This is a genomic window from Mesorhizobium australicum WSM2073, assembly GCF_000230995.2.
GTDB classification, from domain to species: Bacteria; Pseudomonadota; Alphaproteobacteria; order Rhizobiales; family Rhizobiaceae; genus Mesorhizobium; species Mesorhizobium australicum.
This window is the reverse complement of the sequence record NC_019973.1, coordinates 1424793-1451203: the sequence shown is the minus strand read 5'-3', so window position 1 is coordinate 1451203 and position 26411 is coordinate 1424793. Positions and strand designations below refer to the sequence as shown.

Genomic DNA, 26411 nt, shown 5'->3' with positions numbered 1-26411 from the left:
TTACTCTGCCGCGGCTTTGCCGCCCCGACCGAAGCGCTGGTCAATATAGTCGGCGACCATTTTCTCGAAATCCGCCGCGATCGACGGCCCGCGCAGCGTCGCCGCCTTCTTGCCGTCGACGAAGACCGGCGCGGTCGGCGTCTCGCCGGTGCCGGGCAGCGAAATGCCGATATCGGCATGCTTGGATTCACCGGGACCGTTGACGATGCACCCCATCACCGCGACCTTGAGGTTCTCGACGCCCGGGTATTTCTCCCGCCACACCGGCATGTTCTTGCGCAGGTCCGCCTGGATGTTCTGCGCCAGTTCCTGGAACACGGTGGAGGTGGTGCGGCCGCAGCCCGGGCAGGCCGCGACGATCGGCACGAACTGCCGGAAACCCATGGTCTGCAGCAGTTCCTGCGACACCTGCACCTCGCGGGTGCGATCGCCATTGGGCTCCGGCGTCAGCGAGATGCGGATGGTATCGCCAATGCCTTGCTGCAAGAGGATGCCCATGGCCGCGGAAGACGCGACGATGCCTTTGGAGCCCATGCCGGCCTCGGTGAGGCCGAGATGCAGCGCATGGTTGGAACGGGTCGCAAGCTCGGTGTAGACGGCGATCAGGTCCTGCACGCCGCTGACCTTGGCCGACAGGATGATTTTTTCGCGGCCAAGACCGATTTCCTCGGCCATCTCGGCCGACAGGATCGCCGACTGCACGATTGCCTCGCGCGTCACTTCCTGCGCCGTCAGCGGGAAACCCTTGTCCTGGTTGTCGTCCATCAGCCGCGTCAGGAGCTCCTGGTCAAGCGAGCCCCAGTTGACGCCGATGCGCACCGGCTTGTCATGTTTGATCGCCATCTCGACGATCGCCGCGAACTGCCGGTCCTTCTTATCCTTGAAGCCGACATTGCCGGGATTGATGCGGTACTTGGCCAGCGCCTCGGCGCAAGCCGGATGATCGGCCAGGAGCTTATGTCCGATATAGTGGAAATCGCCGACCAGCGGCACGTTGATGCCAAGCCGCTGCAGCCACTCATGAATGCGCGGCACGGCGGCGGCACTTTCATCGCGGTCGACGGTGATGCGCACGATCTCGGAGCCGGCGCGGTGCAGCGCCGCGACCTGCGCGACTGTCTGGTCGATATCGGCCGTGTCGGTGTTGGTCATCGACTGAACGACCACCGGCGCGCCGCCGCCGACGACCACGCCGCCGACATCGACGCCGACCGAGGTGCGGCGGGGGAAGGGAGAAGAAAAATATCCGGTCATGCCGGCAGCCTTTTGTCTCTGGAGCGCTATGCGTCTCTCTGAAGCGCGTGCGTCCACCTGGACGCACAAGCCGAGGCCGATGCGCTGAAGTCCGGCATGAGGTGGAGGAGCAAAGATGGCTTGTCAATGGCGACAGGTCGCCACTGGCAGCAATTGGTCCCGGCCGGGGCCTGAAACAGCACGCGACCTGGCGGCGGCCAGGTGGACAAAATGGGTCCGAAGGATATTAGTTCCGGCTTATGGTGCAGCGCTGAAAATCGCAATCACTGCACCGGCGGCTGGCGCCGCCGGCAAGGAAGACCGCCAGTGGTGAGCGGCTATGTCAGGTGAGGATCAATGCGTGGTTGGTTGCGCCCTCAGTTTCTCAATCGCATCCTTGAGTGCCAGCTTGCGTCGCTTGAGATTCCCGATTTCGAGGTCGTCAACCGACGGGTGATTCATCGCGTCATCGATTTCGCGTTCGATGTCGCCGTGTTTCCGCTGCAACTCATCAAGATGGGATGCAAGAGACATGATTGGTTCTCCCTTTCATGGTTTCCTCGATTGCAGCCGCCAAGGCACGTACACCGCAGGTCGTATCTGTGACGGCACAATGACAGTGTGCCACCATCGAGCAGCGATGTCGAATGCTGCGTGGTAGCATTCCACGACAACGTGAAATGTGATATGGCCTGCGCGCCGGTGGCAGAAATTGCCGCCCCCGCCCAACCAGGCCCAGTTTTGGGCGCCGCAGACGTGCAGACGGTAGAGAATGTCCGATCAGGAACAGGCCGATACTCGCCTCGAATTTTCCCGGCTGAAGCAGGAACACGCCGATTTCGATGCCGCGATCAACGCGATGATCGCCATGAATTGCGACCCGCTGCAGATCCAGCGCATGAAAAAGAAGAAGCTGTTCCTCAAGGACCGGCTGATGAAGCTGGAAGACAGGATCATTCCAGACATCATCGCCTGAGACGGAATCGCGCTGCCGGCACTTTCCGCCTATGCGCCGATCGAGAGCCCGGCGGCGCGGCCGCGCAGCAGGCCGATGAGATCGGCGGTCCGCTCCTCCGACGTATCGATCGGAACCACCAGGCACATCGTCGCCTCGACCTTGCCTGGGGCTGAAAAGACCGGCACGGCAAGGCATTTCGTGTAAGCGTCGACCAGGCCCGACGTGACGCAGTAGCCGGTCACCCCTGCCTTTGCGATGTCGGCGATGAAATCGTCGAGCCGCAGCTTGCGCCCGTCAGGCAGCACGAGATCGTCATCAGACACCATAGCTTCGATCGCGGCTCTATCCAGCCCCGCAAGCAATAGCCGTCCAGACGCGGTCCAGGGCAGCGGTATCTGCAGGCCGGTGGCCGAACTGATGCGGAACGGCCTGCTACCAGGGCTGGAATGGACGATCGTGTAGCGGCCGCTCTGCAGCATGCACAATTCCGAGGTCTCGCCCGTCTCGCGCGACAGATGGTCGACCTCCTGGCGCCCGCGCCGCAACAGGTCGTTGCCGCGCACATAGTCCATTCCGTAAAGGTAGAGCTTCTTGCCGAAATAGACGCGATTGCCGTCGCCGGCCATTTCAAGGAGGCCGGCATCGACCAGAGACCGCACCAGCGTGTAGGTGGTCGAACGCGGCGCATTGACGCCCTTGGCGAGATCGCCAATGCCGATCGCACGCTGCGTCGTGTGAAGGAACTCTAGGATTTCCAGGACCCGGTTGAGGCCCTTCTCACGGGAGCCCGGCGCCTTCTCGTCGGCCGAAGCAGCCAAAACACTACTATCTTGCATTGTCGATTCCCGGTGCTAGTATCTGTCTTGTACAGGATACATGCGTCTCTTGTAAGAGACAATCTTTGATAATCACTGCCGCGTGTATGGCCTGTGCATAGGGGAACACAACACGAAAGGAGGTCGCCGTGAACGACACATCCGGAAGACGTGATTTTCTGAAATTGGGAATGGCGGGACTTGCCACGGCCGGCGTGCTGGCAGCCGTCGATGCGCAGAAGGCCGCCGCACAGGCCGCATCCGACAGCCTGCTGCGCACCGTGCTCGACAGAGGCAAGCTGATTGTCGGGACCGGCAGCACCAACGCACCCTGGCATTTCGAGAACGATGCCGGCGAACTGGTCGGAATGGATATCACCATGGGCCGCATTCTCGCCAAGGGCCTTTTCGACGACCCGACCAAGGTCGAGTTCGTCATGCAGGATCCGGCCCAGCGCATTCCCAACGTGACCACCAACAAGGTCGACATCACCATTCAGTTCATGACTATGACGGCGCAGCGCTCGCAGCTGATCAATTTCTCCCGGCCCTACTATGTCGAAGGCGTTGCCTTGCTGACCCTGCCGACCGCCGAGAACAAGACCTTCGACAAGCTGCTGGCCGGTGGTTCAGCGACACGCATTTCCATCCTGCAGAATGTCGACGCCGAAAGCTCGGTCCACTATGCTCTGCCGCAGGCCCAGGTGTTGCAGATCGACACGCAGGCGAACGTGCTGCAGGCGCTGGAGTCCAAGCGTGCCGACGCCGCCGCGGTCGACCTGTCCACCGTGCGCTGGCTCGCCTCGCGCAATCCAGACAAGTATTTCGATGCCGGCAAGAGCTGGTATTCGATGCTTTACGGCGCCGCGCTGCGGCAAGGCGATTTGGACTGGCTGACCTTCGTCAACCAGACTTTCACCATCGCCATGTTCGGCCACGAATCGGCGCTCTATGACGCCGCCTTCAAGGACTATTTCGGCCAGGAGCCGCCGGCGCGTCACCCCGGCTTCCCGGTCATCTGATCCCGGATTACGGAAGGGTGGCGTTGTTGCCCTTCCGTAATCGACTCGACGTCCTTCACACCGAGGCGGATGCATGGGCTATGCCCTTAATTTCAACCTGATCTGGCGGCATTTCGACAAGCTCTGGGGCGGCCTGCTGCTCAGCCTCGAGCTTGCCGTGATCTCGATCGCCATCGGCGTCGTCATCGGGTTGGTGCTCGCGGTCTGGTACGTCTCGGCCGGACGCGTGGTGCGGGCGGTGATCGCCGCCTATGTCGAATTCATCCGCAACGTGCCGCTGATCCTGCTGGTCTATCTCGTCTTCTACGGCCTGCCGACCGTGGTCGACCTGGCCTACAGTGCACCGACCTCGTTTGTATTGACCCTGTCGGTCTATAGCGGCGCCTATCTGGTCGAGGTGTTTCGCTCCGGGCTCGAGGCTGTCCCGCGCGGCCAGCTCGATGCCGGCAAGGCGATCGGCCTAACGCCATGGCAGAGGCTGTTGCACGTGCGCCTGCCTACAATGCTGCGCATCACGCTGCCGGCGCTCTCCAACACCTTCATCTCGCTGTTCAAGGACACCTCGATCGCCTCGGTCATCTCGGTGCCCGAACTCACCTTCGGCGCCCAATGGATCAACTTCAACACATTCCGCATCGTCGAGGTCTACCTGGTCACGACGGCGATGTATCTGGTAACCGGCTATGCGCTGCTTTTCGGGCTGCGGCTCGTCGAGCGCCGGTTCAGGGCGGCGCGCTGACATGCTGAGCCAGATCCTCTACGCACTGCCCTTCCTTGCCCAGGGCTTCGCCGTGACCTTGTGGGTCTCGCTGCTGGTGGTGGTGCTGTCGCTTATCGCCGGCGTCCTGCTGGGCGTCGGCCTGATCTATGGTCCCGCCCCTTTGCGCTGGGCGGTGCGCATCTTCTCGGACACCATTCGCGGCATTCCGATCCTGGTGCTGATGTTCTTCGTCTATTACGGCCTGCCGGCGATCGGGCTGCATCTGCCATCGTTCTGGGCCGCGGTGTCCGCGCTCACCCTGTTCAAGACGGCGCAGGTCATCGAATACCTCAGGGGCGCGGTCGGCTCGATCCCGAAGGGACAGTCCGAAGCCGCGATGGCGATCGGGTTGACCTTTCGCCAGAGGCTCACCTACGTCATCTTTCCGCAGGCCTTCAGGCGCTTCCTGCCGCCCTGGATCAATGGCGTCACCGACGCGGTCAAGGGCAGCGCGCTGGTGTCGCTGCTCGGCATCACCGACTTGATGCAGGCCATCAATCAGGTCATCGGCCGCACCTATGAAGCGATGCCGCTCTATATACTGGGCGCGCTCCTCTATTTCGCGGTCAACTACGCACTCTCGCTCGCCAGCCGGCGGCTCGAGCGGCGTTTCTCCTTCATCCGGGAATAGCAACGATGTCCGAAGCCCCAAACGCCAGTCCGGCACTGCTCGACGTGCGCGATGTCTCCAAGGCCTTCGGCGCCGTCGAGGTGCTGCGCTCCGTCAGCCTTCAGGTGAAGCGCGGCGAGGTGGTGACCGTCATCGGCCCTTCCGGCAGCGGCAAGACCACGCTGCTGCGCTGCGTCAACTTCCTGGAGAGCTACGACAGCGGCTCGATCCGCATCGACGGCAAGGAGGTCGGTTTTCGCGAAGCCGGAACGCGTCAGCGCCGTAGCGAACGCGATCTTGCCGCCATGCGCGCCGAGACCGGCATGGTGTTCCAGAGCTTCAACCTCTTCCCTCACCTGACGGCGGCCGGCAACATCATGCTGGGTCTGACCAAGGTGCGCGGAAAAAAGGACGCCGAGGCACGATCGATCGCCGAACACTGGCTCGGGCGCGTCGGCCTTGGCCACAAGGCCGACAGCCTGCCGGCCGAACTCTCCGGCGGCCAGCAGCAGCGCGTCGGCATAGCCCGCGCCGTGGCCATGGAACCGAAGATCCTGCTGCTCGACGAGATCACCTCCGCGCTCGATCCCGAACTCGTCGGCGAGGTGCTGGCCGTGGTGCGCAGCCTCGCCGAGGATGGCATGACCATGCTGATGGTAACCCACGAAATGGCCTTTGCCCGCGACGCTTCTAGCCGCATCGTCTTCATGGCCGATGGCGGCGTCAGCGCCGTCGGGCCGCCGAAGGAGATCCTCGCGGCGGAGACCAGCAACGAACGCCTCCGTACTTTCCTGGCGCGCTTCCGAGCCTCGCATTTCTAAACTCAGGCGGCCAAAGCCGCCCAAGGAGCCTTCATCCATGACGCCTTATATCAGGCTCGCCGAACTCGGCCTGACGTTGCCCGAGCCGCCGACGCCGATCGCCAACTTCGTCACCCATGCCGAGAGCGGGCGGCTGATCTTCCTCTCCGGCCAGGGGCCCCTGCGCGCCGACGGCACGCTCTGCACCGGCAAGGTGGGCGAGGACGTGACGGTCGAGCAGGCCTATCAGCATGCCCGGCTGACCGGGCTCAACCTGCTTGCCGTCATGCATGCCGCCGCCGGCGATCTCGGCCGTATCGTACGCGTCGTCAAGCTGCTCGGCTTCGTCAACGCGACGCCGACCTTCAGCGACCACCCGAAAGTGGTCAATGGCTGCTCGGACCTGTTCGCCGATGTCTTCGACAAGATCGGCGGCCATGCCCGCTCGGCGATCGGCGTCGGCTCGCTGCCTGGAAACATCACCGTCGAAATCGAAGCGGTCGTCGAGATCGCCGCCTGACCTGCCACCCACGGGATTAGCTCACATGAAAACCTCTTCCGACACCGGCTCCAACACCACCATCCGCGAACGGCTGGGATTGCGGCCGATCATCAACGTCTCGGGCACCATGACCGCGCTCGGCGCCTCGATCATCGTCCCGGAAGCGATCTCCGCCATGGCTGAAATGGCCTCGCAATGGGTGGAAATGGACGATCTGCAGCGCGCCGCGAGCACGGTCGTCGCACGCCTCACCGGCGGCGAGGCCGGCTTCATCACCGCCTGCTGCGCCAGCGGCATCACCATGGCGATCGCCGGTGCGATGACCGGAACCAGCCTGCTCGCCATCGAGCGCCTGCCCGACGACACTGGCGACCTCAAGTCGGAGGTCGTCATCCAGCTCGGCCACATCGTCAATTACGGCGCCCCGATCGACCAGTCGGTCCGCGTCGCCGGCGCCAGGGTGGTGCCCGCCGGCACGGTCAGCGTGACCCAGGACTATCATGTAAGCGAGGCGATCAACGAGCGCACGGCGGCGGCCCTCTACGTCGTGGCCCACCACACGGTGCAATACGGCATGCTGTCGCTGGAGGAATTCGGCGATATCTGCCACGCCAAGGGCGTGCCGGTGATCGTCGACGCCGCGTCCGAGTATGATCTGCGCGGTTTTCTGGCGCGCGGCGCCGATGTCGTCATCTACAGCGGCCATAAATTCCTGAGCGGGCCGACCAGCGGCATCGTCACCGGCCGCAAGGATCTGGTGCGGGCCGCCTATCTGCAGAACCGCGGCGTTGCGCGCGCCATGAAGGTCGGCAAGGAAAGCATCGCCGGCACCATGGCGGCACTCGAAGCCTGGGAGAAGCGCGACCATGCCGGCATCCGCCGGCGCGAGGAAGCAGCACTGAACCTGTGGAAGGACGCGCTGCAGGGACTGCCCGGCATCGCCGCCATCATCATTCCCGACCCCACCGCCAATCCGCTCGACCGGCTGCAGATATTCGTCACGCCGGAGAGCCGCTTCACCGCCGCCGGTCTTGCCTCGGCCCTTGCCGCCGGCTCGCCGCCGATCATCGTGCGCAACCACGAGGTCGAGCGCGGCCATTTCTTCCTCGACCCCTGCAACCTTCACCCCGGCGAGGCGGAGATTGTCGCCGAACGTCTGCGCGCCGTGCTGACGGCGAAGGAGCGCCCGGCCGACGCGATGAAGGTCGCCCGCAAGGATTCGTCAGGCGTCTTGCGCTGGCCGGATTGATCGCTAAACCGACCATGCCGAAGGCATCGGCTGATCACGCGACTGTGAACAGCCGGAATTTGCCCACGCGGGAATAAATCCTCTCTTCAACAAGTCTCCTCGACATACGCCACGGCTGGCGTTGAGGAGACTGGCATGCCCCATCATCGCGAGCACAGCGAACACGGCTGCGGCGTCAGCCGCCGTCATGCGCTGCCGAGCATGATCGTCATCAATCCCTTCTCCATGGCGCCCCTCCTTTTCATAGCGCCCCTCCTTTCATAGCGCTTGACACTGGTGACGCAGATGAATTCACTTTCAGCAAGGCAGACGACTTTGCCCGTTTCCGGGGGCTTTGCTCCTGCAAGCCAGGCAAAATCGCTGTCGCATCTTGAGGCGGCACGGCCTGTCCGCTCCGGAGAGGATCATGGTGCTGCTTTGAGCGACAGGGCCCTGGCAGAGCGTTTCAACGACGTAGTGCTGCCGCATCTCGGCGACGCGCTGGCGCTTGCCCGCTGGCTGACCGGCAATGCCGCCGACGCCGAGGATGTCGTTCAGGACGCCTGCATCAAGGCGCATGCCGGCATATCAGGCTACGCCGGCGGCAATGCGCGTGCCTGGCTGCTCACCATCGTGCGCAACACCTCCTACACCTGGATGGCGCGCAACCGGCCGCGCGGCATGATGGCCGTCGGCGACCTCGGCGATCTCGACGACATGGCGGCCGCCCATGGCACCAGCCTGCCGGACGAGGATGGTCCGGAAGCGAGCCTGATCGCCAGGGCCGACACGGCGGCACTGGAGGCTGCGATCGCTGCCCTGCCGCAGCCGTTTCGCGAAACGCTGGTGCTGCGCGACATCAACGGCCTCAGCTATCGCGAGATAGCGGCCATGCTCGACGTGCCGATGGGTACGGTGATGTCCAGGCTGGCCCGCGCCCGCGGCCTGCTGGCGTCCGAACTGGGGAGAGCGCCATGACCGGCCATGACGATGGACTGCCCAATGATCCCGAAGGTGTCAGACTGATGATCCACGCCCTTGTTGATGGCGAGCTTGATGCGGCGGCGGCCCTTGCGGTGGAGCGTCGCATCGCCGCCGATCCCCGGCTTGCCGCCGAACATGCCCGCATCCTTGCCTTGCGAGGCGCGGTCAGCCGCTTGCCGCGCCCCGACGTGAGCGACGCCTTTCGGGCCCGCATCGCGGCGATCGGCATGGCCAGCACCGAGCAGCCGGCGACAGCCGAGGCAGCAGAGCCGCAGCGCGGCACGCCGTCGGCGCTGCCGGGCTTGATTGCCGGCGCTGGCGTCGGCCAGCGGCGTGAAGCCGGGACGCGTCCTTCGCTGGCGCGGAGATCGCCGAGGGCAAGCCGCTTCGGCTCGTTCGACTGGCGCGCCATGGCGGCATCGATCATGATCAGCGCGGTGCTGGCCAGCGGCGCAACGCAATGGGTAATGTTCAACGGCGCCGAAGACGGCTTGGCCGCGGCCGTCGCCAGCGGCCATCGCCGCAGCCTGCTCGCCGCGAGCCCGATCGACATCGTCTCCTCCGACCGCCATACGGTCAAACCGTGGCTGGACGCCCGCATCGGCGTCTCGCCGCCGGCGCCGGATCTTGCCCAGGAGGGTTTCGCCCTCATCGGCGGCCGGGTCGAGGTGATATCGGGCCGGCCGGTACCGGCACTGGTCTACCGCCACCGCGAGCACCTGATCACCCTGGTCGCCGAACCGCAGCAGGGCGGCAAGACCACCCAGCCGGACGATCTTTCCTCCGGCGGCTTTTCGATGGTGCACTGGAGCGACGGCGCCTTCTCCTATTGGGCGATCTCCGACATGGAGCGCCCCGAGCTCGACGACTTCGTCGCTCGCTTCCGCAAGGCGGCGGCATGAGCCGGAATATGGCCGTCGGCATCTCGCCGATGGCCTGAAATCCTTGCGGCCCCGCGCGAATTCCGCTAAGGCGCGCCTTTGTCGCCGGGGAGCAGAAGCTTGGACGATCAACGCGCCGACGTCGCCATCATCATGGGCAGCCAATCCGATTGGGCGACGATGCGCCAGGCAGCGGAGACGCTGGAGGCGCTTGGTGTGCCCCACGAACGGCTGATCATCTCGGCGCACCGCACGCCCGACCGGCTTTACGAATTCGCCAAAGGCGCCAAGGCCGCCGGCTACAAGGTCATCATCGCCGGCGCCGGCGGCGCCGCGCATCTGCCCGGCATGACGGCGGCGATGACACCACTGCCGGTGTTCGGCGTGCCGGTGGAATCGAAGGCGCTGTCGGGCCAGGATTCGCTGCTCTCGATCGTCCAGATGCCGGCCGGCATTCCTGTGGGAACGCTGGCCATCGGCAAGGCTGGTGCGGCCAACGCCGCCCTGCTGGCCGCCGCCGTGCTGGCGCTCAACGACGACAAGCTTGCCCAGCGCCTCGATGCCTGGCGCGCCTCGCAGACCGCCAAGGTCGCGGCCGAACCGACGGATACGCCGTGAGCCTGCCCGCCGGATCGACCATCGGCATCATTGGCGGCGGCCAGCTTGGCCGCATGCTGGCAATGGCCGCCGCCCGGCTCGGCTATCGCACCATCGTGCTGGAGCCTCAACCGGATTGCCCGGCGGCACAGGTCGCCAACCGGCAGATTACGGCCGCCTATGACGATCCGGCAGCACTTGCCGAACTGGCGGCTGCAAGCGCCGTCGTCACCTACGAGTTCGAGAACGTGCCGGTCGCCGCCGCAACCGCGCTTGCCGCCAAAGTGCCGGTCTATCCGCCGCCGCGGGCGCTTGACGTGGCGCAGGACCGGGTGAGCGAAAAGACATTCCTCAACGGCATCGGCATCGCCACCGCCGCGTTCCATCAAGTCGACACCGACGACGAGCTGGCGGCGGCGCTGAAGGCCTTCGGCGGCAGCGGCATCCTGAAGACGCGGCGAATGGGTTACGACGGCAAGGGCCAGCGCGTCTTCCGCAACATGGAAGCCGGCGGTTTCGCCGGCACCTGCGAGGGGATGGGCAATGTGCCGCTGATCCTGGAAAGCTTCGTGCAGTTCGAGCGCGAGATTTCCGTCATCGCCGCGCGAGGGCTGGACGGCACTGTCGCCGCCTACGATCCAGCCTGGAATGTGCACCGCGACGGTATTCTGCACACATCGACCTTGCCGGCCGGCGTTGCGCCGGCGACCGCGCGGGACGCGAAAGACGCGGCGACGAAAATCCTGTCGGCGCTCGACTATGTCGGCGTCATCGGTGTCGAGTTCTTCGTACCGGCCGACGGCTCCCTGCTGGCCAACGAGATCGCGCCCCGCGTCCACAATTCCGGCCATTGGACCGAAGCCGCCTGCATCGTTTCGCAGTTCGAGCAACATATCCGCGCCATTGCCGGCCTGCCATTGGGAAGCTCGAACCGTCATTCCGATTGCGTGATGGAGAACCTGATCGGCGACGACGTGCTGCGCGTTCCCGCCTTGCTCGCCGAACCCGACCTGATGCTGCACCTCTACGGCAAGGCCGAGGCCCGGCCCGGTCGCAAGATGGGTCATTTCACCCGCATCAGCCGCCGCGGCTGATACCAGACACGCCTATTGCACCTCGTCGCTGTCCGCGTCGGGGCTGGCGCAACTTGCGTCGCCTTCCTCGCAATTGGCGGAGGCGGCGAGCTGCTTGATGCGATCATTGGTCAGCCTGGTCAGGCATTGCGAGACCTCCATCGCATGGATGGACCCGCCCTGGCTGGCGGCGGTGTTATGCGCGCATTCGGCATCCCGGAAGCTGATCCAGGCGCGTTGTGCCACCTGAAGCAATCTCTTGCCGTCGGCATCATCGGAGCCAATCAGCGCCTGATAGGCCGCATTGAGCCTGGCGTCGGCCGCCTGATAGTCCTCGCCGGCACAGATATTCATCATCTGCTGGCTGTCGTCGGAGCGGTCGCATTCTTGCCCTCGGGCAGCCGAGCTCGCCGCCAGGATGACGAGGCAGGAGGAGAGGAATATTCGGCGCATGGTCGTTCCCAAATCGCTTGCGATGGACGACATCATCCCAGCCGGCTCATGGCCGCGCAATGCCACGGGGCCGACATGGCGGATATTTGATGATATCGGGACGCGGAGCGCGCTTGCGGTTGACTTACGGTTGACATGGGCAAGTCTCCTCGTTTATGAGCCACCCACCGTTCAAAAGGCGCGTCTTCTGGCGCGCCTTAAAAATTCGACCCCGAACCGGGTCCAGACCGACAGGCAAGACCATGAAGATCAAGAATTCGCTCAAGGCGTTGAAGGCGCGTCACCGCGACAACCAGCTGGTTCGCCGCAAGGGCCGCGTTTACATCATCAACAAGACCGCCCCGCGCTACAAGGCGCGCCAGGGTTGAGTTTTCGGCCGGAGGCTTCTCGTCTCCGCCCACTGATGCTTGTCGGCCAGCCGACCTTCCCACGCTAAAATCACTTTGATGTTCCGCCGCCCGGGATTAAACTCGGGCGATGCGGATTCTTTTTGTATTCTTGACGACTTTGCTGGTTTCCGGCGTCATCTCCCTGCCGGCCCAAGCCGGTGATCGGCCGATCGCGGTGGCGGCCGCGGATGGTCAGCCGGCGCCCGCCGATGCCCAGCCAGCGGCTCCGGACACTCCGGCCGCGCCGATGACGAAACAGGCCCGGCTCGACAAGTTGTTCTCCGACCTGAAGCGCGAGCGCAACGAAAAGGCCGCCGAGCGCATTGCCGGCAGCATCTGGAACGAATGGTTCCAGTCCGGCAGCGCCTCGATCGACCTGATGATGCAGTGGTCGCAAAAGGCGATGAATGATCAGAAGTTCGACGTCGCGCTCGATTTCCTGGACCAGGTGGTGACCTTGCAGCCTAGCTACGCCGAAGGCTGGAACCGTCGCGCCACCGTGCATTTCATGATGAAGAACTACGGCAAGTCGATGGCCGACATCGACCGCACGCTGCAGCTCGAGCCACGCCATTTTGGCGCGCTGTCGGGCCTGGCCCAGATCATGGCCGAGACCGGCCACAAGCAATCGGCGCTCGAGGCCTGGCAGAAGGTGCTGGCCATCTACCCGATGATGCGCAGCGCCCAGAACCAGGTCGCGACCCTGTCGGAAGAGCTTGCCGGCGAAGGCATTTGATAGATCAGGAATAGCCATTAGGCGCTGGCGCTGGAGCCAGCCCTACTGCCCCACAACTTATCCCCCTCCATTCCCGTATATCCCCGCATGAACCTGATCTATGCCGCGCTCGCCTTCCTGATGGCGCTTGTCCTTGCCCTTGTCGGCGTCACCCGCGCCGGCTCGTGGCTGATCGAGCGCCGCGGTCCATCGGTCGGCGCTTTCGCCGACATCGACGGTGCTCGCATCCACTACGTCCACCTCCCCGCCCCAGCCAGTGCGGATCTGCCGCCGATCGTCTTCATCCATGGCGCCAGCGCCAATTTGAAAGACCAGATGCTGCCCCTCAGGCCGCTGCTTGAAGGCCGTGCCGAAATGCTGTTCTTCGACCGGCCTGGTTTTGGCTGGTCCGGCCGCGGTCCAGGCAACAATGAGGACCCATCGGCGCAAGCCGCAACCATCGCCGCCCTGATGGACCGTCTCGGCATCAAGAAGGCAATCATCGTCGGCCATTCTTTCGGCGGCGTGGTGACGGCGGCTTTCGGCCGCGAGCATGCGGACAAGACGCTCGGGCTGGTCTTCCTGGCGCCGGCGACCCATCCCTGGCCGGGCGGCGCGACGTCCTGGTACTACGACCTGACCACCATTCCGGTGATCGGCCGGCTGTTTTCCGAGACGCTGACCTATCCTGCCGGGACGCTGTGGATGGCGGACGCCACGACCTGCGTCTTCTCACCCAACAAGGTGCCCGACAACTATCTCGCCGCAACCTCGATCCCGCTGGTGCTGAGGCCGTCGGCCTTTCGCGCCAACGCCACCGACGTTGCCGGCCTCTATCGCTATGCGCTCGCCGCCGCACCGCACTACAAAGAGATCACGGCCCCGACCGTGGTCATCTCCGGCGACCGCGACAAGGTCGTCTATGCCCGGATCCACTCCGTCGGCCTGGTGCGCGACATCCCGGGTGCCGAGCTCGTCTGGGTGCATAATCTCGGTCATAAGCCGGACTGGATCGCTTCCGACCTCGTCGTCGGCGCCATCGAGAAAGTCGGCGGCAAGGATATCGATCTGGAAGCAATCGCCAGGACGGTGGAGGCACGGATTGCCAGCGACACATATGGCACGGGCAAATGCGCCGACATCAAGGAACCTGAAGCGGAGCTCGCGCCGACCTGATGCGTGCCATCCGAAAACGGCTATCGCAGCCCGCCATTGGGATCAGAGCGGCATGTACGTCCTGAAACACGGCATAAAGAAAAATCCGGAAAAGCGATGGGCGCTGCCGGATCGCATCTTCTTCGGTCACGGCGCATGCGCCATTCTCGCCGGCACCTTCCTCAAGCATCCGCCTCTGGAGGGATTTTACGGCGAACGGATCATTTCTGACGAAGGTTTTTCAGGAAACCATATCTATGTGACGAACGGCCTGATCGCTTTCGACTACCACGGCTATTGCGCCCGAGAGCGGTTGCTCGAACACCATGAAAGAAGCTGGGCTTCGCGCAACACCGGATGGCATTGCGCGATTGCGAAGGTCGATTTCGATCTGCTCGATAAGACCGAGCTCAACCGGCGAAAGATGCTCGGCCCGGATCAGTATCTGCATGACCCCATTCCTCGCGCTCGACGGTTTCTCCAGCGAAGAAACCACGCGGAAGCCGCGGCAAGAGCGCTGGGGACTGCAACGACGCTGGCGGCCGACTACCGGCCGGCTGTTTCCGATCCGACATAGGCGATGCGCAGCATGTTGGTCGATCCCGGAGTCCGCAGCGGCACGCCTGCGGTGATGATGACCCGGTCGCCCGGCTTGCCGAAGTCTTCTTCCAGCGCGATGCGGCAGGCGCGGTTGACCATGTCGTCGAGATCGGTGGCATCGGGCGAGACGACGCAATGCGTGCCCCACAAAAGCGACAGCCGTCGCGCCGTGTTGAGGATCGGCGACAGCGCGATGATCGGCACCTGCGGACGCTCGCGCGCGGCGCGCAGGCCGGTGGTGCCCGATGCCGTGTAGGTGATGATCGCCGACAGTTTCAGCGTCTCGGCGATCTCGCGGGCGGCCAGCGAAATGGCATCGGCGCCGGTCGCTTCCGGCTCCGAACGCTGTGCGTTGATGATGCCGGCATAGGTCGGATCGGTTTCGACCTTGGCGGCGATGCGGTTCATCATCGCCACCGCCTCGACCGGATAGGCGCCCGCTGCCGATTCCGCCGACAGCATGATCGCGTCGGCGCCTTCGAAGACGGCAATCGAAACGTCGGACACTTCGGCGCGGGTCGGCACAGGGGCGGTGATCATCGATTCCAGCATCTGCGTGGCGACCACCACCGGCTTGCCGGCGCGGCGCGCGGCGCGCGTGATCTGCTTCTGGATGCCGGGCACCGCTTCCAACGGCATTTCGACGCCGAGATCGCCGCGGGCGACCATCAGCGCGTCGGACAGTTCGATGATCTCGGCCAGCCGGGCCACGGCCTGCGGCTTTTCGATCTTGGCCATGATCAGCGCTCGGCCACGGGCGATCTTGCGCGCCTCGGCCAGATCTTCCGGCCGCTGCACGAAGGATAGCGCGACCCAGTCCACGCCCGTGGCGAGCACCGCGTCGAGATCCTTGCGGTCCTTCTCGGTCAGCGCGCCGACCGGCAGGTCGGTATCGGGCAGGCTGACGCCCTTCTTGTCGGAAATGGTGGTGCCGGCAATAACGGTGCAGACGATCGACTTGCCGTCGCTCTTTACCGCCTTCAGTTCGAGCTTGCCGTCGTCGATCAGGAGGCGATGGCCAGCCTCGACCGAGCTCAGGATTTCAGGATGCGGCAGGTAGACCCTTGTCGAGGTGCCGGGCTCGGGATTGTCGTCGAGCGTGAATATCTGGCCCAGCGTCAGGACTTCCTTGCCATTGGCGAACTTGCCGACGCGCAGCTTCGGGCCTTGCAGGTCGGCGAGGATGCCGATCGGCCTGCCAACTCTTTCCTCGACCGCGCGGATGCGGGCGACCAGCGTGCGCATCAGCTCATGATCGGTATGGCTCATATTGATGCGGAACACATCGGCGCCGGCTTCGAACAGCTTCTTCAGCATCTCCTCGGAGGAAGATGCCGGACCGATTGTGGCTAGGATCTTGACCTTGCGGCTACGTCTCATTGACTATTCGTTCCCGGGGCGGCTGGAGCGCCTCCCGTTGCGGGCTCGTCGGTGAGCTGGACCATCCAGCTTGCCTGCTCGCCCGTGTCATATTCCTGGAATCCAGCGCGCTGGAAGCCCCTGGCGACGCAGTCGCTTACGCCGGCAATCTTGAACTCTTTTTCAGCCACGCACATGTTGATCGGGCCGTCCCAGCGTCCACCGCGCTCGGCGTCTTCTGCATAAAGATAGTAAAACCTTGATGACAGCGGTCCTTCGATCAACGTCTTGCAACTCGATCCTTCGATGTGCCACCAGCCCTCGGTGATCCAGCCGGCCTTGGCCCGATAGCCGATTCCGACGCCGACCAGGTTCTGCGTGGCGTTGCAGACGCGGAAGTCGGCGCGCGCCGGTGAAGCTGTGACCATCGCTGACAGTCCCACGGCGAGCGTCAGGAGCGGCATGGCTAAGGCAAAGCGCGCGCGCTGCCCGCCGTGGGAACCCATCCTAAAACCCCTCAAGAACCACATCAGCATCTCTCTGCGCCCCTTTTCGGAAAAGTCCGGGCGCATGTCAACGCGCCGTTTTGACCAATTCCAATCGATTTAGGAAGGCTCCCGGCGCACGACCGTCGCCCCGTGCCAGATTTCCCGGGAAACCTTGGCTAAACAACGGCATTGCGTACACGTCGTCTTCGTGGAATGACGATAGCATCCTCCCCGAAGGCCAGCGAACGACCATTTTCCGCCAATGACCCGATCCACAGTTTTCGCGCCCTTCGACATCGTCGAGGGCGACCGCAAGCGAGGCATCGTGCTTCTGGCCGATCACGCCCGCCGCGACCTGCCGGAAGAATATGGCAGCCTGGGGCTGCCGGCGGCCGAATTCGACCGCCATATCGCCTATGACATTGGCGTCGAAGCGGTGACGCGCGAACTGGCGGCCCTGCTCGATGCGTCGGCGGTGCTCGCCAATTTCTCGCGGCTGCTGATCGACCCCAACCGAGGCGAGGACGATCCAACACTCATTCGCCAGCTTTACGACGGCACCATCATTCCCGGAAATTATCCCCTGGCGCAGGAGGAACGCGAAAGGCGGCTCGATCGCTTCTACCGCCCTTATCACGACGCGGTCGGCGCCATGATTGCGTCAGTCGCGCAGGCTTCAGGGCAAGCGCCTTTCATCTTCTCGGTGCATTCCTTCACCCCTGCCATGCAGGGCAAGCAACGTCCGTGGCATGTCGGTATCCTGTGGGACAAGGACGACCGGGTGGCGCGACCGCTGATCGATATGCTGGCTGAGGACAAACAACTCGTGGTTGGCGACAACGAACCGTATGATGGCGCGTTGCGCGGCGACACCATGTTCAGGCACGCCATCGTCAATGGCTATGCCCACGCGCTGATCGAAATCCGCCAGGATCTGATAGCGGACCAGAAGGGCATTGTCGCCTGGGCCGGGCGGCTCGCACCGATCGTTGACGCGATCGACCGCCGTCCCGATATACATGCGGTAAAGATGTTCGGCTCGCGCACCGGGCCGCTATGACGGAGGTTTCGATGACCGAACTCAGCAACGAACAGAAGCGCGACTTCGAGGCCGCCGCCTTTCGGCGACTGGTCGAGCATTTGCGTGAACGGGGCGACGTGCAGAACATCGATCTGATGAACCTCGCCGGCTTCTGCCGCAACTGCCTGTCGAACTGGTACCGCGAAGCAGCCAATGCGGAAGGCGTCGAGCTCGGCAAAGAGCAATCGCGCGAGATCGTCTACGGCATGCCCTATGCGCAATGGCAGGCGCTCAACCAGATAGAGGCGTCGGACGCCAAGAAGGCGGAATTCGAAGCACGGCGCCCCAAGGATCACTGAGCCCGTTTGGCCCAAATGCTTTCCCACAACAGCGCTTGACTGGAAATTGAATCGATCTAATTTGCCGCGCAAAGCCATTTTCTGACCGGATTCGTGCCATGAACGCTTCGAACGCCATGCAGACTGCCATTCGCGGGCGATGGGCCGTGGCGGCCATTTTCCTCGCCAATGGTTTCCTGACCGGCAGCTGGGCGCCGCAGATTCCTGTCTTCCTGACCCGGCTGGACATCTCGAAATTCACGCTCGGCCTGCTGATCCTTTTGTTCGGCGCCGGCGCGGTCACCGCCATGACATGGTGCGGCCACCTGATCTCCAAACACGGCTCGCGCACCGTGCTGCGCTGGTTCGGCCTGTGCGGCAGCCTCGGCCTGCTGGTCGTGGCGCTGGCACCCGACGTGCCGCTGGCGGCCATCGCCATGTTCATATTCGGCGGCTCCATCGGCGGCATGGATGTCGCCATGAATGCGAATGCGGTGGTGGTGGAACGGCGGCTGGGGCGCGCCATCATGTCCTCGTCGCACGGCTTCTGGAGCCTCGGCGGGTTCGCCGGCGGCGCCCTCGGCGGCTTCGCCATCCAGACCTATGGCCACCTCGCCCATGCCGCGGTGGTGACCGTGCTTGCCTTCGCGGCAATCGCGGCGGCGGTGCCCCACATCGTGGCCGAAAACAAACCGCAGGCGGTCGAGCATCATAAATTCGCTCTGCCGGCAAACCCATTGGTCTACCTCATCGGCCTGATGGCCCTGTTGACGATGATTTCAGAGGGCGCGGTGCTCGATTGGGCGGCGCTGTATCTGCGGCAGGAACTCGGCGCCGACCTCGCCGTCGCCGGTCTTGCCTATGCCGCCTTCTCCGGCGTCATGGCGATCATGCGCTTTTTCGGCGATGGCGTCCGCAACCGCTTCGGCGCAGTGATGACACTGCGCGGTTCGGCCATCGTCGCGGCCGCCGGCATGCTGATCGCCGGCCTGTCGCCTTCGCCTTGGCTCGCCATATCAGCCTTTGCGCTTTGCGGCTTCGGCATCGCCAACATGGTGCCGATCATCTTTTCGGCCGGCGGCAACCAGGAGGGCATGTCCTCGGGCACCGGCATGAGCGTCGTCACCACCATGGGCTATTCCGGCATTCTGGTGGCGCCGTCTGCGATCGGCTTCGTCGCCGAGCATTCCAGTTTCGGCCCGATCTTCATCGCCATGTCGGCTCTGCTGATCGTCGTCTTGCTGATGGCCGGTTTGGCTCACCGCGCCGAATTCGCTCCGGATGCCGCGCCCGCCGAATAGTGCTTCAATTCCTCGTGGAGAAAATCAGCCACGCGGCGGATGCGCACGCTGGTGCGCACGTCGCGATGCATGGCCAGCCATACCGGCAGGGCAGGCAAGGGCAGGCCGGGCAACACCTTCTCCACCAGCGGATCGAGGTCTGCCAGCGGCTCCTGGCCAAGACCAATGCCGTTTCCCGCCCGCACCGCTTCCCAGAGCACGATCTGATTGTCGGCCCTGAAACGAAAGCTGTTTCGGGTGACCGGGATGCCATACCGGGAAAAGGCCCGGATCATCTCGTCGCTGCGATCGAAGCCGATCAGGGCGTGATTGACGAGGTCGGCCGGCCCCAGCGGGCGCCCGCACCTGTCGAGATAGGATATGGCCGCGCAGGCGCAGAGTTCGATATCGCAGACCTTGCGCGCCACCAGTTCGTTCTGCGCCGGCTTGACCATGCGGATGGCAATGTCGGCATCCCTGCGCAGCAGGTTTTCGACCTGGTTCGAGGCAACGATCTCGACCTCGATGCCGGGCTCGTCGATGCCGAGCCGCGCCATCATGTCGGGCAGCACATAGGCCGCTACCACCTCACTGGCCGCGATGCGCACAGTGCCTTCGATCGCCTCGACCGAACCCAGCGCGAGCCGTGAAAAGGCGCTTGCCTGCTCGCTCACCGTCTTGCCGCGCTCGAACAGCGTGGCTCCCGCTTCGGTCAGCGCATAGCCGCTTCGCCCGCGCCGGAAAAGCGTGACGCCGAGCGCCTGTTCCAACTCCCCGATGTGACGGCCAAGCGTCGGCTGGCTTGCCGACAGCTTTCGCGCCGCGGCCGACAGGCTGCCGGTTTCCGCCACGGTGACAAAGCTCTTGATCAGGTTCCAGTCAATGTTGTCCATTCAATAATGAATATCGAAACTGCATTCATAGTCAATTTTAATTCATTGATGAAGCAATCATATTCACCCTGCAAACACGGACTGCAACAACCAACCAGGAGCAATCCAAATGACCAAGATCGCACTCGCAACCGCCGCCCTCTTCATCGCCGCCAACACGGCTTTCGCCGGCAGCGACAAGTTTGGCTCGGACAATGCCAGCCAGACCGTCGCCACCACCGACAATGTGACCACCTCGTCGATCAGCAAATCCGAGGCGACCAATCAGAAGCCTGTCGTCCAGGGCAGCAACCGCGACCTCTTCGGCAGCCGCTGAACGGTGGTCCTCGAAAATCCAGAAGCGGCGGGCTCGTCCCGTCGCTTCTAGGCAAATCCCGCACTTGAAAACGAATAAGGAGACGAAGAATGACCAAGATCGCAATTCTCGGCGCCAATGGCCGGCTCGGTCGCGTGGTTGCCAAGGCCTTCATCGACGCCGGCTTCGACGTCCGCGCCGTCACCCGTACCGGCATGGTGCCGGCCGAGCTCGAGGGCGCCACGGCGGTTGCCGGCGATGCGCTGGACCGTCAATCGCTGATCCAGGCCACCGAGGGCGTCGACATCATCTTCAACGGCCTCAACCCGATCTACACCGACTGGGGCAAATGCCTGCCAATGGCCGAAAATGTCATGGCCGCCTGCCATGCCAACGATGCGCAGCATCTCTTCCCCGGCACGGTCTACAATTACGGCTCGCCCATGCCGGCGGTGATCACGGAAGACACGCCGTTCCATCCGACGACCGAGAAGGGCCGCATCCGCTGTGCCATGGAGGATCTGTTCCGCCGTGAGGCCGAGGCCAGACGGGTGCGCACCATTGTTCTGCGGGCCGGCGATTTCTTCGGCGGCACCGGCAGTGGCTCCTGGTTTGACCTGATCGTCGCCGCCAAGATCAACAAGGGCATCTACACCGCGCCCGGTCCGGCCGACCTCGTGCATGAATGGGCCTATTTGCCGGATTTCGCCGTCGGTTTCGTCGCGCTGGCCCGCAATCTCGACAAGCTCGGCTTCTATGAGGCGCTGAACTTTCCGGGCCATGCCGTCACCGATCTCGAGATCAAGGTGGCCGCCGAGAACGCCGTCGGCCATCAACTCAAGATGACTTCCATGCCTTGGTGGGTGCTGCGCGCCGGCAGCCCGTTCGTGGCGATGTGGCGCGAGATCGTCTCGATGTCATACCTGCGCTTCGAGCCGCACCGGCTGATCTCGACGCGGCTGGCAGGCATCATCGGCGAAATCCCGCATACGCCGCTCGATCAGGCGGTGAACAAAGCCTTGCAGGATATCGGCATCGCCGTCGCGCCCGCCCGTCGCCAGGCCGCCTGATCGAGCTTGCTGGCAGGTGAGAACAGCTGCGCCCAGTAAGGGTCCGGCGGCGGATCGTTGCCGGTCAGATCCTGCCCAGCACAAGCAGGATCAGCACCACGACCAGTATGACGCCGACAATGCCCGATGGTCCGTAGCCCCAGGAGCGCGAATGCGGCCATGCCGGCACAGCGCCGATCAGGATCAGGATCAGGATGATAACGAGAAGTGTGCTGATCGTCATTTTGAGCCCTCGCCGTCTGGTTGCATTCGAGGGAACAATGCAAAAGGCCGCCCGGTTGTTCCCGGACGGCCTTTGTTGCTTGGCCTGCGAAATGCTCTATTCCGCCGCCTTCGGAAAGCTGACTGCCGGCTCGGCGCCGACATCTGCCAGAGGCCCTTGGGACGATATCTCGCCCTGGCCGCGCCGGAAGAGACGGCTGATTAAGCCGCGTCGCGCGCCGGGCTTGACCTTGGCGCGGGTGAACACCATCAGCATCGACGGCGTCACAACCAGCGTGAGAATGGTGGCGAAGGACAGGCCGAAGACGATCGCGGAGGACAGCGAAATCCACCATTGCGTCGACGGCGCATTGATCGTCGTCTCGTGATGGAAGATTTCGAGCCCAAGGCCGAAGGCGATCGGCAGCACGCCGAGAATCGCCGACACCGCCGTCAGCACAACCGGTCGCGCACGCTCGCGGCAGGTCTGCAGCACCGCGTCCATCTTGTCCCAGCCCTCCTCACGCAACCGGTCGTAGGTGTCGATCAACACGATGTTGTTGTTCACCACCACGCCGGCCAGCGCGATGACGCCAATGCCCGACATGACGATGCCGAACGTCTCGCCCGTGATCAGCAGTCCAAGGAACACGCCGATTGTCGCCATGACCACGCAGGACAGCACCAGCCATACGCTGGTGAACTTGTTGAACTGCGCCAGCAGCACCAAGAAGATCAGGAAGATCGCCGCGCCGAAGGCCTTGCTGAGGAAGGCGCTGGCTTCCGCGCTGTCCTCGTTCGATCCGGCGAGCTTCCAGCGTATTCCGCTGCCCAGATTCATATCGGTGACGGCCTGAGTGACCTGCTGCTGGACTGCCGCGACCTGTTGGCCGGCGGCAACATTGGCCTGCACCACCACGGTTCGGGCACCGTCGATGCGGTTGAGGATGCCGACCGTCGGCTCGGGTTTGCGCACGACGAAGTTTGAGATCGGCACCGACCCTTGCGAGGTCTGCACCCTGAGCTCGTCCAGCGTCGACAGCGTGCGCCGGTCTTCCGGAAGACGCAGGCGGATGTCGACGGCGTCATCGGCACCAGCAGGCCGGTATTCGGAGAGCTTCAGTCCGTTCGTCACCAGCTGCACCACGGTGCCGACCGAAGTCGGGCTGATGCCGTATTGCGCGGCCTTGGCGCGGTCGACCTCGAGAGCCCAGTCGACGCCGGGCGGCGGCAGGCCATCGGAAATATCGATGACGCCCGGCACCTTGGCGATACGCGCCGCGACGGCGCGCGCCTTGTCGTCGAGGCCGGCTGGATCGACGGCCGATAGCCTGATCTGGATCGGTTTGCCGGTCGGCGGACCGGCTTCCGGCACGCGCACCTCCACGTCGACCCCGGGAATGCCGGCCATCACGCCGCGCAGATCGCTTAGGATCTGGTTGGCGGACTTGCGTTCGCGCCAGTCGATGAATTCGTACTGGATGACGCCGACGACGTCCTCGGGCACGTCCTGGCCGCCGCCCTGCGTCTTGCCGACGCGGGTGTAGACCGACTTCACGCCAGGCCACCCGAGCAACCGGCTCTCGGCGATCTTGGTCGCCGTATCCATTTCGGCCAGCGAAAGGTTGCCGCGGGCATGCACGTAAAGCAGGCCGTAGTCAGGTTCGACGCTCGGGAAAAACTCGACGCCGGCACCGTACTTTGAATAGCCAACGAAAATACCGGTCAGCAAGACGACGGTGAGCACCATCACGGTGATGGGAAAGCGCACCGCCTGCTTGACGACAGCCATGTACCAGCCGTCGCGATTGCCATCCTCGTGATGCTGCGGCGCCTTGGCGAATATAGCGCCCAGCGTCGGCGCGAAGACCAGCGCATAGAGCATCGAGGCCGACAGCGTGACGATCAGCGTGATCGGCATGTACTTCATGAAATCGCCGATGATGCCGGGCCAGAACAACAGCGGCGAGAAGGCGGCGATACGCGTCATCGTCGCGGCGATGACCGGGCCGGCCATGCGCTTGGCGGCAAGCGCGAAGGCTTCCTGCTTCGGCATGCCTTCGCTCATCCTTCGTTCGGCGAACTCGGTGACGATGATGGCGTCGTCGACCAGCATGCCGACCGCCAGGATGAGGCTGAACAGCACGATCATGTTGATCGTGTAGCCCATCATGGCAAGCAGCAGGATACCGATTAGGAAGGACGACGGAATGGCCAGGCCAATCAGCAGCGAGGCACGGCCGGACAGCGCGTAGAGGATGACGATGAACACCAGGATGACGGCGATCATCACATGGTTCTGCAAGTCCCCCAGCAGCTGGTTGACGAAGACCGACTTGTCCTGCGTGTAGGTGACGTGCATGCCCTCGGGCATGGTCTTGACGAAGGCATCCGACACCTCCCTGACCTTGGTCAGCGTATCGATCAGATTGGCGCCGATGCGCTTTTTGACTTCGATGGCGATGGCCGGCTTGCCGTTGAGGCGCGTGATTGTCGTCGCGTCGGCGAAGGTCGAGCGTATCGTCGCGATGTCCTTGGCCTGCACCACGGCATTGGGCCCGGCGACCACGGGAAGTGCCGCCACATCCTCGGGTGTCTCGATCAGCGACGGCACCTTGACGGCATATTTGCCTTCCGAGCCCTCGATGTTGCCGGCGGCGACCAGGCTGTTGGAAGCACCGACCGCGCCGATTAGCTGGTCGAGCTGCAGGCCATAGGACGACAGCTTCATCGGATCGATGACGACCTCGACCAGATCGTCGCGCGAGCCCTGCAACGAGCCTTCGAGCACGCCGGGCACTTCCTCGATGCGATCACGCAGTTCGCGCGCCGCGGCAGCCAGCACGCGTTCGGGCAATTCGCCGGACAGCGTGACGACGAGCACCGGGAATTCGGAAATGTTGACCTCCGTGACGACAGGCTCCTCGGCCGCCTGCGGCAGGTCGGCCTTGCCGTCCTGCACCTTGGAGCGTGTGTCCTGCAGTGCCGTCGCCAGGTTCGTCTGCGGCTGGAACTCGACCAGAACGTAGCCGCCGCCCTGGAAGGCGGCCGAGCGCATCTCCTTGAGGCCCTTCAGGCTTTTCAACTTGCTTTCCATCGGCCGCAGCAGAAGACGCTCGGAATCCTCCGGCGAAATGCCTTGATAGATCAGGCTGACATACATCATCGGAATCGGAACATCGGGTTCCGCTTCCTTCGGTGTCGACTGATAGGCGACCCAGCCTGCAATCAGCAGGAAGACCAGGACCGAGATGGTCAGGCGGGCATTGTTGATTGCGAGTCTGACGATATCCATGACTTATGCCTGCTGTTGCTTTCGGGAGTGGCGAACGGACATGCTGTCGCCGGACAAGGCCCGGCGCCGGCGCCCATGCGCTACTGCGTCCCGGCGGTGGCTTCGCCGATCAGTTTTTTGATGGTCGCCTGATCGGCCTCGACCGGATGGACCTCGTCGCCTTCCTTCACCAGTTCCTGGCCGGCAACGATGATGCGTGCATCGGCCGGGATGCCGCCAAGCACGAGACCGGTCGGCGTATCGTCGACCAGATCGATCGGGAAGAACGCCACCTTGTTGTCCTTTCCGACGGCGCGGATGCCGAGGTCGCCCTTGTCGCCGAGCGTCACCACCGAGCGCGGCAAAAGCACCGCGTCGGTCGGCAGCGCGCTGAGCCGGATTTCGGCCGTCATGCCGGCCGGCACCGAGCCATCGGCATTGGGGATGGCAATCTCGACACGGAAGGTGCGGGTCGCCGACGAGGCGTCGCGGCTGATATAGCGCACGGTGCCTTCGACGGTCTGGCCGCTGACCAGCCGAACGCTGGCCTTGTCGCCGATCTTGAGATAGCCGAGGTCGCGCTCGCTGATTTCGCCGCGCGCGATCACCGGGTCGAGCTTGAGGATCGTCGCCACCTCGCCGCCCTGCATGACGGAGCTGCCGAGTTCCACCGGCACCCGGTCGATGACGCCGTCGAACGGTGCCTTCACTTCGTTGCGGTCGAGCTCGGCCTGTGCGGTGTCCAGCTGGGATTGCGCCTGGGTCAGGTTGGAGCGGGCGGTGTCGAGCTGCAGCTTCGGCAAATTGCCTGTCTTGGCCAGACGCTCGGCGGCGTCGAGTTCGGCCTTGCGCTGCGCCACAAGCTGCTTGGCGTTGTCGACCATCGAGATCTTTTCCTCGGCGGCGAGCATCAGCACCAGGTCGCCGGTCTTGACGTGGTCGCCCTGCTTGACCGGCAGCTTGTCGATGACGCCGGCGACGCGGGTTGCCAGCACCGCGCGCTTGTCGGCTTCGGTCAGCCCGGAAATGCGGATGGCGCGCGCATAGGTCTTTCGCGGCGGCGTCACCACAGCGACGGTACGCAGCGGGGCTTTCGGTTCGGCTTCCGCCGTCTTCGGCTTGCTCGCGTCCGGCGTCTTGCCCTGCTCGGCTTCGGCTGCCTTGGCCTTGTTCGCCGCTACGCTGCCGACCGACGAGAAGCTGCCGACCGACGAGAACTCGCCTGTCGCCATCCACGCCGCGAAACCGATGAGCACAACAATGGCTGCAAGCTTGTGAAACCTGATTTTAGGCATCGTCATTTTTCCACTGCGGGTTCGGCCAGCACCGCGTCTGATGACGCGTGCGCGTCGCCGATATGGGTGCGCGCTCGACCGTGTTCAAATTGCCGTGATCGGCGAGCGCGCTTCTACATCAA

30 protein-coding genes are annotated in these 26411 nt (G+C 63.9%); 20 read left to right on the top strand and 10 right to left on the bottom strand.

Going from position 1 to position 26411, the window contains the following annotated elements:
- Both ispG and MESAU_RS06895 read right to left on the bottom strand, forming a co-directional pair.
- Window positions 1-1254, bottom strand: a complete 1254-nt coding sequence (gene ispG, locus MESAU_RS06900) for a flavodoxin-dependent (E)-4-hydroxy-3-methylbut-2-enyl-diphosphate synthase (RefSeq protein WP_015315339.1) — start codon at window positions 1252-1254, stop codon at window positions 1-3.
- Window positions 1255-1587: 333 nt separating this feature from the next.
- A complete protein-coding gene (locus tag MESAU_RS06895) occupies window positions 1588-1767 on the bottom strand; it encodes a YdcH family protein (protein WP_015315338.1) in 180 nt (59 codons plus the stop codon).
- A 238-nt stretch (window positions 1768-2005) separates the two neighbouring features.
- Here MESAU_RS06895 and MESAU_RS06890 point away from each other — a divergent pair, with 238 nt between their 5' ends.
- The gene (locus MESAU_RS06890) at window positions 2006-2209 is read left to right on the top strand and encodes a YdcH family protein (RefSeq protein ID WP_015315337.1); all 204 of its coding nucleotides are present in this window, start codon (window positions 2006-2008) and stop codon (window positions 2207-2209) included.
- A 29-nt stretch (window positions 2210-2238) separates the two neighbouring features.
- On the opposite strand, the gene MESAU_RS06885 is transcribed toward MESAU_RS06890, so the two are convergent.
- Window positions 2239-3027, bottom strand: a complete 789-nt coding sequence (locus MESAU_RS06885; protein ID WP_015315336.1) for an IclR family transcriptional regulator — start codon at window positions 3025-3027, stop codon at window positions 2239-2241.
- Window positions 3028-3197: 170 nt separating this feature from the next.
- Here MESAU_RS06885 and MESAU_RS06880 point away from each other — a divergent pair, with 170 nt between their 5' ends.
- From MESAU_RS06880 to MESAU_RS06835, 10 genes are all read left to right on the top strand, one after another.
- A complete protein-coding gene (locus MESAU_RS06880; protein WP_174361987.1) occupies window positions 3198-4028 on the top strand; it encodes a transporter substrate-binding protein in 831 nt (276 codons plus the stop codon).
- Window positions 4029-4101: 73 nt separating this feature from the next.
- Window positions 4102-4767 carry an amino acid ABC transporter permease gene (locus MESAU_RS06875; RefSeq protein WP_015315334.1) on the top strand — a complete coding sequence of 222 codons (666 nt, stop codon included), beginning with the start codon at window positions 4102-4104 and terminating at the stop codon, window positions 4765-4767.
- Window position 4768: 1 nt separating this feature from the next.
- A complete protein-coding gene (locus MESAU_RS06870) occupies window positions 4769-5419 on the top strand; it encodes an amino acid ABC transporter permease (protein ID WP_015315333.1) in 651 nt (216 codons plus the stop codon).
- 5 nt (window positions 5420-5424) lie between these two features.
- Window positions 5425-6219, top strand: a complete 795-nt coding sequence (locus MESAU_RS06865) for an amino acid ABC transporter ATP-binding protein (protein WP_015315332.1) — start codon at window positions 5425-5427, stop codon at window positions 6217-6219.
- A 37-nt stretch (window positions 6220-6256) separates the two neighbouring features.
- Entirely contained in the window at window positions 6257-6718 is a 462-nt protein-coding gene (locus MESAU_RS06860) for a RidA family protein (protein ID WP_015315331.1), read from the top strand.
- A 25-nt stretch (window positions 6719-6743) separates the two neighbouring features.
- Window positions 6744-7949, top strand: coding sequence for an aminotransferase class V-fold PLP-dependent enzyme (locus tag MESAU_RS06855; protein WP_015315330.1), 1206 nt, complete (start codon window positions 6744-6746; stop codon window positions 7947-7949).
- A 417-nt stretch (window positions 7950-8366) separates the two neighbouring features.
- Window positions 8367-8906 carry a sigma-70 family RNA polymerase sigma factor gene (locus MESAU_RS06850; protein ID WP_041163301.1) on the top strand — a complete coding sequence of 180 codons (540 nt, stop codon included), beginning with the start codon at window positions 8367-8369 and terminating at the stop codon, window positions 8904-8906.
- Window positions 8903-9814 carry an anti-sigma factor family protein gene (locus MESAU_RS06845; RefSeq protein WP_015315327.1) on the top strand — a complete coding sequence of 304 codons (912 nt, stop codon included), beginning with the start codon at window positions 8903-8905 and terminating at the stop codon, window positions 9812-9814. Before MESAU_RS06850 ends, MESAU_RS06845 begins: the two co-directional genes overlap by 4 nt.
- Window positions 9815-9913: 99 nt before the next feature.
- Window positions 9914-10411: a 5-(carboxyamino)imidazole ribonucleotide mutase gene (gene purE, locus MESAU_RS06840; RefSeq protein ID WP_015315326.1), complete on the top strand. Its 498-nt coding sequence runs from the start codon at window positions 9914-9916 to the stop codon at window positions 10409-10411.
- The gene (locus MESAU_RS06835; protein ID WP_015315325.1) at window positions 10408-11484 is read left to right on the top strand and encodes a 5-(carboxyamino)imidazole ribonucleotide synthase; all 1077 of its coding nucleotides are present in this window, start codon (window positions 10408-10410) and stop codon (window positions 11482-11484) included. Before purE ends, MESAU_RS06835 begins: the two co-directional genes overlap by 4 nt.
- A gap of 12 nt (window positions 11485-11496) precedes the next feature.
- Here the strand turns inward: MESAU_RS06835 and MESAU_RS06830 are convergent, their stop codons facing one another.
- Window positions 11497-11916 (bottom strand): lysozyme inhibitor LprI family protein, encoded by a 420-nt coding sequence (locus tag MESAU_RS06830; RefSeq protein ID WP_015315324.1) that lies wholly within the window; start codon window positions 11914-11916, stop codon window positions 11497-11499.
- A 242-nt stretch (window positions 11917-12158) separates the two neighbouring features.
- Here MESAU_RS06830 and ykgO point away from each other — a divergent pair, with 242 nt between their 5' ends.
- From ykgO to MESAU_RS06810, 4 genes are all read left to right on the top strand, one after another.
- Complete coding sequence (ykgO, locus tag MESAU_RS06825; RefSeq protein WP_006327841.1) at window positions 12159-12284, top strand: type B 50S ribosomal protein L36; 126 nt, start codon at window positions 12159-12161, stop codon at window positions 12282-12284.
- Window positions 12285-12393: 109 nt separating this feature from the next.
- Window positions 12394-13041, top strand: coding sequence for a tetratricopeptide repeat protein (locus MESAU_RS06820; protein ID WP_015315323.1), 648 nt, complete (start codon window positions 12394-12396; stop codon window positions 13039-13041).
- Window positions 13042-13128: 87 nt separating this feature from the next.
- On the top strand, window positions 13129-14196 hold the full coding sequence (locus MESAU_RS06815; protein ID WP_015315322.1) for an alpha/beta fold hydrolase: 1068 nt from the start codon (window positions 13129-13131) through the stop codon (window positions 14194-14196).
- A 52-nt stretch (window positions 14197-14248) separates the two neighbouring features.
- Entirely contained in the window at window positions 14249-14752 is a 504-nt protein-coding gene (locus MESAU_RS06810) for a hypothetical protein (protein WP_015315321.1), read from the top strand.
- On the opposite strand, the gene pyk is transcribed toward MESAU_RS06810, so the two are convergent.
- Both pyk and MESAU_RS06800 read right to left on the bottom strand, forming a co-directional pair.
- Entirely contained in the window at window positions 14722-16155 is a 1434-nt protein-coding gene (gene pyk, locus MESAU_RS06805; RefSeq protein ID WP_015315320.1) for a pyruvate kinase, read from the bottom strand. The genes MESAU_RS06810 and pyk overlap by 31 nt on opposite strands.
- Window positions 16152-16598, bottom strand: a complete 447-nt coding sequence (locus MESAU_RS06800) for a DUF1036 domain-containing protein (RefSeq protein ID WP_174361986.1) — start codon at window positions 16596-16598, stop codon at window positions 16152-16154. Before MESAU_RS06800 ends, pyk begins: the two co-directional genes overlap by 4 nt.
- 286 nt (window positions 16599-16884) lie before the next feature.
- Here MESAU_RS06800 and MESAU_RS06795 point away from each other — a divergent pair, with 286 nt between their 5' ends.
- From MESAU_RS06795 to MESAU_RS06785, 3 genes are all read left to right on the top strand, one after another.
- A complete protein-coding gene (locus tag MESAU_RS06795) occupies window positions 16885-17682 on the top strand; it encodes an N-formylglutamate amidohydrolase (RefSeq protein ID WP_015315318.1) in 798 nt (265 codons plus the stop codon).
- 11 nt (window positions 17683-17693) lie between these two features.
- Window positions 17694-18002 (top strand): DUF1244 domain-containing protein, encoded by a 309-nt coding sequence (locus MESAU_RS06790; protein WP_015315317.1) that lies wholly within the window; start codon window positions 17694-17696, stop codon window positions 18000-18002.
- Between the two features lie 98 nt (window positions 18003-18100).
- Window positions 18101-19282: an MFS transporter gene (locus MESAU_RS06785; protein ID WP_015315316.1), complete on the top strand. Its 1182-nt coding sequence runs from the start codon at window positions 18101-18103 to the stop codon at window positions 19280-19282.
- On the opposite strand, the gene MESAU_RS06780 is transcribed toward MESAU_RS06785, so the two are convergent.
- Entirely contained in the window at window positions 19240-20154 is a 915-nt protein-coding gene (locus tag MESAU_RS06780; RefSeq protein WP_015315315.1) for a LysR family transcriptional regulator, read from the bottom strand. The genes MESAU_RS06785 and MESAU_RS06780 overlap by 43 nt on opposite strands.
- Before the next feature lie 109 nt (window positions 20155-20263).
- Here MESAU_RS06780 and MESAU_RS06775 point away from each other — a divergent pair, with 109 nt between their 5' ends.
- Window positions 20264-20470: a DUF680 domain-containing protein gene (locus MESAU_RS06775; RefSeq protein WP_015315314.1), complete on the top strand. Its 207-nt coding sequence runs from the start codon at window positions 20264-20266 to the stop codon at window positions 20468-20470.
- An 89-nt stretch (window positions 20471-20559) separates the two neighbouring features.
- Window positions 20560-21519 (top strand): SDR family oxidoreductase, encoded by a 960-nt coding sequence (locus tag MESAU_RS06770; protein ID WP_015315313.1) that lies wholly within the window; start codon window positions 20560-20562, stop codon window positions 21517-21519.
- A gap of 64 nt (window positions 21520-21583) precedes the next feature.
- Here the strand turns inward: MESAU_RS06770 and MESAU_RS29915 are convergent, their stop codons facing one another.
- From MESAU_RS29915 to MESAU_RS06755, 3 genes are all read right to left on the bottom strand, one after another.
- Window positions 21584-21742 (bottom strand): DUF3309 family protein, encoded by a 159-nt coding sequence (locus tag MESAU_RS29915; RefSeq protein WP_015315312.1) that lies wholly within the window; start codon window positions 21740-21742, stop codon window positions 21584-21586.
- Window positions 21743-21838: 96 nt separating this feature from the next.
- Complete coding sequence (locus MESAU_RS06760; RefSeq protein ID WP_015315311.1) at window positions 21839-25015, bottom strand: efflux RND transporter permease subunit; 3177 nt, start codon at window positions 25013-25015, stop codon at window positions 21839-21841.
- 80 nt (window positions 25016-25095) lie between these two features.
- The gene (locus MESAU_RS06755) at window positions 25096-26289 is read right to left on the bottom strand and encodes an efflux RND transporter periplasmic adaptor subunit (protein ID WP_015315310.1); all 1194 of its coding nucleotides are present in this window, start codon (window positions 26287-26289) and stop codon (window positions 25096-25098) included.
- Between the last annotated feature and the right edge of the window lie 122 nt (window positions 26290-26411).